Below are 5,678 nucleotides of genomic sequence, written 5' to 3' on the forward strand. Positions count from 1 at the left end.
GAGGTTAGGTGGCGCAAAGGTGTTTAGATGCCCAAAGTGCAACCATAGGCTACCACGAGATTGGCAAGGCGCCTTGGGTGTTATGCTCAGGGCTTTGCGGGATACCGCCATCCTGTTCAGCAGTGGGCAGGATGCTATCGCTGCACCGTTGAGCGATAATGCTCAGCAGTGTTCAGCGTAAATGTATCAGCACGAAAGCTTCTGGTTCGTCCCCTTTGATGCCGACTTGGCTGCTAAAGCAGGCGATGACCTCCTCGTTCAGCTCCGGTTTAGAAGGATCGCTGTGAAACTGCAGCCGCACTTGGCTTTGGACCTGAAAACTCTCTTGAGCTTGGTTATCCAAAACTTCCTGACCCACTCGATGCAGCCGCACTCCTTGCAACTGAGCTAAGGGATAGGAAAACACCTGCTGCCGCCAAAAGCCCCAAGGGCCACCCAGCCGGGTCAAGGTCACCCTTTGGCTTTGGCAATCTAGATTCAGGATCTGCCCCAACCCCCAAGGGATCCCAGCCCACAGGCCCATCCCCACAGCCACCAAACCCAACAGCGGCGAACGAGCCCACAGTTGGGATCCCAAAATTAGCAGCACCAAGCCCCCTGCCGCCCGCCAAGCCAGTTGCTGGGAAGTGAACCGTTGTAGGGCAATGCGCAGCCGTTTGGGATTGCGCTCCAGAACCTGCGGATAAACCAATGCCATGAAATGGGATCCCACTGCTTAGGCTAGCTTAACAGGGGTTGCTTTTCCCTAGGCGCTGAAGGCATCTTATCCGGGCATTGCGTTGGTGAAAAACTACAACTCCGGCTCGGCAAAAAACTCTGATAAATCCAGCGCAAATCCAGGGATCACCTCTCCACCTTCCAGGATGTCGCCGGGTTTCTTCAATGCTTCAGGCTCAGGCCGGCGATAGACCAGAACGTATTTCTCTTCAGGATGAATGATCCAGACCAGCCGGGATCCATTCTCAAAATACTCAACAACCTTGTCATGGATCTCTCCAACGGTGTTGGCATCGGAGAGAACTTCTACAGCCAAGTCTGGGGATCCCTCAATATAACCCCTTGGGATCCCGCCCAGAGATTGCAGCCGTTCTTTGGAAAAGAAAGAACAATCTGGAGAGCGGCGATTACCGGATTTCATTTTGAAGGAAGTATCGGAATCGAAGGTAAATCCAATCCTTTGACTGCGAACGTACGAGCCTAGAATGATATGAATCAAACTTACGTAGTACCCATGCTTTGCGCCTGCCGAGCCCACAGTAACCAGTTCTCCATTCACAACCTCATAGCGATTGCCATCCTCCGGTAAAGCCATAAACTCTTCGTCAGTCCAAATTTTTCGAGAAGCTGCCGGAGAACTATCAGCAGGTGCCTCGGCCAATTTTTCTCTTTCCAAAACCTCGACCATCATGACCTCCGCAATGAAAAACGGCTAAACCAACCAAGGGAGCCGGTCTGGGGTCAACACATCCTGAAGAGCAATCTGCAGGCCCGGTAAGAAGTCAGCAAGCTGCCCTGAGGGATCCCCTTATTTAGGATCCACCAGGGATCCCATGAACAACACGGTTTGGGCCGCTGGGTTGCCGCCGGATCCGGAGGCCACAATGGCAAACCAGAAGGGCCGATCTGCCACAAATTGAAAGGGCTCTTGCCGGTCGACAGCAGTCCGGGAGACGATCACCCCAGTAGCGGCTGCCGCCTCGGATCCCTCTTCGTTCACTTCAATTGCTGCTTTGTGCAGGACTTTGCTGATCCGCGCTGGCTCTGGGGTCATCTGGCTGAAGTCGGCTCGGTTGGAAAAGGCAATCCCCAGGCCCAACTGCTGCAGAACGGAAGTGAGATCCGTTTCATAAGCCAATTCAAATCTCGGGATCCGCACTGAACCTGCACGGGGGCGCAGGGATCCCGTCCATTCTTGCCAAGTTTCCGGGCTCAGCTCTGCCCGCAGCGATTCCAGCTTCACTCCCTTCTTGGGCAGCAGGATCAGCATTTCCAGTTCTCCTTCCCCGTAGGGCAGGCTCACCACCTGCAACTGCTCGGTTTCCAGGTAGTCGTAACGACCTGATTGAACCATCATGGGTACTCGGACGCGGCGGCCATCCAACCGAGTAAAGGGCTGAGTTTGGGTGCGCTCCGGATCGAAGGGCTGAGTCCACTCGCCTTTGAAGTAGATGGCATTGAGCAAAACCATCAAATCCTCGCGGCTGAGGCGATCCACAATGCGGTTGATCTTGCCCTGGGTGCGCTCGGCCACCCAGCCGTTGATCTGGTTCACCGTTTGCCGGGATCCCAAATTCACCCGATTCACCACCGCTTGGTAGTAGGTGGCCAAAGCCTGCAAAAACTGGGGCTGTAAGGTGAGGGTTTGATCCACCCAGAGGCCGTTGGCCATTTGCACCTGGACTGGCCCTCCTGCCGGGGATCCCTCCGCCAGCCAGCCCACCATTTGGGCATTGCTCCAGTTCAACTCATTCAAGGAAAGGTCTTGTACCTCCAGCACCTCGGCCATTGCCGTTTGAGTCTCCCCAGAGGCGCCGTTGTAGAGCATGCTCAGGGCCAGGCGGATGCTCAAGGGGGAGAAAAAGAGGTTCTCTTGGGGCTGCTGACGGAGCAGGTGATCAAACAGTTTCAGCGCAAAGCGGCTTTGGGCTTGTTGGGCCACGGTCTTTTCCCCATACCCTTCCCCATAGGTCACCGTTGGCTCAAAGGGAATCCGCACCGGGGTTTCCTGTGAACGGGATCCCATCCCGTGAGTGGGCCAGAGGCTCAGGCTCAGTAAACCCAGCAGAGCCAGAAGAGGGATCCGGCTCACCAAGGATCGATTAAACAGGTCTTTCATAGGGCTCTCCTGGCAGAGTCTATGGCTATGCTATCGGGTCGGTTGTGGACTTCCCTTGCCCAGGGCCGCCATTCCGGCTGCGCTCAAGGGGGAAAAGCACAGGCCGCTTCCGGCAAGCAAGAATTGGCAAGGCTCTCCCAGGGGGGAACTTCCTGCGTCTGGCTGGTCAAGTCGCAGCAGCAGCGTCTGGCGCGATAGGATGAAGCCTGCACAGGAGAGTGCCACATGGTTCTGTTCACGATACACGTTCCAAAAGGGTGCAGAGTCGCCTTGGGCCTGGCTCTACTGCTCCTGGGATCCGGCTTGGGATGTACTGCTGCCCCGGAGAGATCTCCCGCCTCACAAACTCAGGTAACCGAAGCCATCTCTCCATCCCCCCCAGCCATAGGGCAGCCCCAGCAACTGCCGGTTGAAGCCGAAGTCACCCTTGCCGGCCAACGCTTTGAGCTAGAGGTGGCCCGCACCCCTGAGCAACAGCGCTTGGGCCTGATGTTTCGCACCGATTTGCCGCCGGATCGGGGCATGTGGTTTCCCTTTGATCCGCCCCAGCCAGCTTCTTTTTGGATGTTCAACACTCTGATCAACCTGGACATCATTTTCCTTCACCAAGGCAAGGTGGTGTACATTGCCGCCGATGTGCCCGGCTGCCCCGCCCAACCCTGCCCCACCTATGGGCCGCCTCCTTCCCAGTTGGTGGACGGTGTGCTGGAGTTCCGCGGCGGGACGGCTGCTGCTTTGGGTTTGGCCGTTGGAGATCCGGTCGAGATCCGAGAGCTTCAGCCCGTAGCCCCTTGATCTCTCCCTCCCTTGGGGACAAAGAAGACGGGCTCGAAGATGATCTTTTGAAGAATTTTTGCGATGATTTTTGAGAGTCGCCAACTGAGTCCATAAAAGAGGCGACCGCGAGCTCAGGATTGGTTTGGCCACCGCAAGCGAGTCTATGGATGTCAGCAGCGTAAGTCATTGGATAGGGGTGGGGGCTGTCGCCCTAGCCTCCATCCTTTGGGCTGAGATCGTGCGGGATGTACGCCATTGGCTGGCCCACCGGTGGCCCTGGCTGATGCCCAAACACATCCTGCACCACCGCCTGTTCCGCCCCGACCTTAGCGTGGTGGATGCACAGCTGTACCGAGAATCCCAGTGGCACCACGATGTTCCCGAAGCAGCGACGATGATCCTGGCCGGGATCCCTTGGGTGGTGGTGTTGGGCTGGGGATCCTGGCTGTACGGCCTGGCGGCAACGGTGGGCATTCTCTACTCGGCGAGTTTTTGGGTGGCTGGTATGCTGCGGGGTTGGGGGCTGGCCCTGCAGACGGATATCACCCACCAGCCGGGGCCTTTCCCCGTTCCTCCCAGCCAATGGCATGTCAACCGCGCCTACCACTGGCGGCACCACTTCGACGATACCAACGCCTATTTTTGCGGCACCCTGACTCTCGTAGATCGGCTCATGGGCACCAGTCTCTCCTTGAAAGGCAAGCGAGTAGCCGTCACCGGCGCCTCCGGCACCCTGGGCCGGGCCTTGCTCAAGCATTTTCACCAGCAGGGGGCCAAAGTCATCGCCCTCAGCTCCCATTCGGATTCGGTTCACATCGAAGTGGACGGCCAAATCCAGCCGGTGGAGACCGTTCGCTGGCAGGTGGGGCAAGAGGGATCCCTGGCTGAGCTGCTGGAGCGGGTGGATATCTTGGTGCTCAACCACGGCCTGAACGTCCACAGGCAACGGGATCCCGAGTCTGTCCGCCAGTCCTATGCCGTCAACACTTTCTCCAGTTGGCGCTTAATGGAGCTGTTCTTCCAGACGGTGCGCGGCAACCCTGAGATGGCCACCAAAGAGGTGTGGGTGAACACCTCAGAGGCTGAGGCTAGCCCTGCTTTCAGTCCCCTCTACGAGCTCTCCAAGCGGGCCCTAGGCGATCTGGTTACTCTGCGCCGCCTCGATGCTCCCTGCACAGTGCGCAAGCTCATCCTCGGCCCCTTCAAGAGCCAGCTCAATCCCATTGGGGTTATGTCGGGAGATTGGGTGGCCGCTCAGATCTTGGCCCAGGCCAAACGAGACTGCCGCAACATCATCGTCACCATCAACCCCCTGACCTACTTGCTTTTCCCGCTCAAAGAGCTGGCTGTGAGCACTTATTTCCGCTTGTTTAGCCGTCGGTCTCCAAGGACTCCGTCCCGCGAGCGCGAACAGACAGGGATCCCTGCCCCCAACCCAGATCCTGCAGGTGGGGCCGAGTCCGGTGATTTGCCTTTGGTTTAGTTAAAAGGAACTAGATCCCAACCCGTTCCATAGCTCTATGGCATTGGGCGCAAAAGTGGAGTAAGACAAGAGCAGGTTCCTTGGCGTGCCAATGGGAACTTTTGGGGAGCGAGAGTGCCCCTTGGCTTGGCGGAACACAGCAGCTCGATCCCCGGTGAGCGTTGGGTGTGAGGAGTAGGAGTGAGCGTGAACATGGTGCGACGGTGGGTGAGCGCAGTACTCTGGGTGGTGGGTGGATCGTTGATGTCGGGGCTTTTGTCCGGCTGTGCCATCCCGATGCCTTCGGCATCTGCGGGAGTTTCTGAAGTCCAAGTGCGCTTGGTGCATGTGGCCCCCAATGCCCCTCGGATCGACTTGGAAGTGGGAGGGGTGAGAGCTGCTCGGGGCATAGCCTATGGCTCGGTGAGCGAGTACGTGCGCATACCGGCGGGCGAGTACGACATTGTTTTGTTTTCAACGCCTGAGAACCCTGGCCAGCCTGCGAGTTCTTTGGTTGCGGCCAGAACCGTAGCCAATCTCAGGGGCGGGGGAGTATTCTCGGTGGTTGCTGCCAACGAGCCGAGTCGCATGACGGCCCTGGTG

At 57.8% G+C, this 5,678-nt stretch carries 7 protein-coding genes and 1 pseudogene; 5 read left to right on the forward strand and 3 right to left on the reverse strand.

Annotated features, from left to right (window positions below; genetic code table 11):
* Positions 1–181: pseudogene (locus NW837_RS08845) on the forward strand (RNA-guided endonuclease TnpB family protein); the annotation flags it as partial.
* On the opposite strand, the gene NW837_RS08850 reads toward NW837_RS08845, so the two are convergent.
* The 3 genes from NW837_RS08850 to NW837_RS08860 form a co-directional block, all read right to left on the reverse strand.
* Positions 173–697, reverse strand: a complete 525-nt coding sequence (locus tag NW837_RS08850; protein ID WP_414330767.1) for a hypothetical protein — start codon at positions 695–697, stop codon at positions 173–175. The pseudogene NW837_RS08845 and the gene NW837_RS08850 overlap by 9 nt on opposite strands.
* Positions 698–790: 93 nt before the next feature.
* Positions 791–1,405: a Uma2 family endonuclease gene (locus tag NW837_RS08855; RefSeq protein WP_414330774.1), complete on the reverse strand. Its 615-nt coding sequence runs from the start codon at positions 1,403–1,405 to the stop codon at positions 791–793.
* A 120-nt stretch (positions 1,406–1,525) separates the two neighbouring features.
* Entirely contained in the window at positions 1,526–2,836 is a 1,311-nt protein-coding gene (locus NW837_RS08860) for a serpin family protein (protein ID WP_414330768.1), read from the reverse strand.
* A 21-nt stretch (positions 2,837–2,857) separates the two neighbouring features.
* Between NW837_RS08860 and NW837_RS08865 the strand changes: the two genes are divergently transcribed.
* The 4 genes from NW837_RS08865 to NW837_RS08880 form a co-directional block, all read left to right on the forward strand.
* Entirely contained in the window at positions 2,858–3,034 is a 177-nt protein-coding gene (locus NW837_RS08865) for a hypothetical protein (RefSeq protein WP_187147162.1), read from the forward strand.
* A 72-nt stretch (positions 3,035–3,106) separates the two neighbouring features.
* Complete coding sequence (locus NW837_RS08870) at positions 3,107–3,631, forward strand: DUF192 domain-containing protein (protein WP_414330770.1); 525 nt, start codon at positions 3,107–3,109, stop codon at positions 3,629–3,631.
* Positions 3,632–3,776: 145 nt separating this feature from the next.
* Complete coding sequence (locus NW837_RS08875) at positions 3,777–5,096, forward strand: bifunctional sterol desaturase/short chain dehydrogenase (RefSeq protein ID WP_414330775.1); 1,320 nt, start codon at positions 3,777–3,779, stop codon at positions 5,094–5,096.
* 180 nt (positions 5,097–5,276) lie between these two features.
* A partial coding sequence (locus tag NW837_RS08880; RefSeq protein ID WP_414330772.1) for a DUF4397 domain-containing protein occupies positions 5,277–5,678 on the forward strand: 402 nt, incomplete at its 3' end.

This window comes from Synechococcus sp. R6-10, assembly GCF_047461815.1.
In the GTDB taxonomy this organism is placed as follows: Bacteria; Cyanobacteriota; Cyanobacteriia; order Thermostichales; family Thermostichaceae; genus Thermostichus.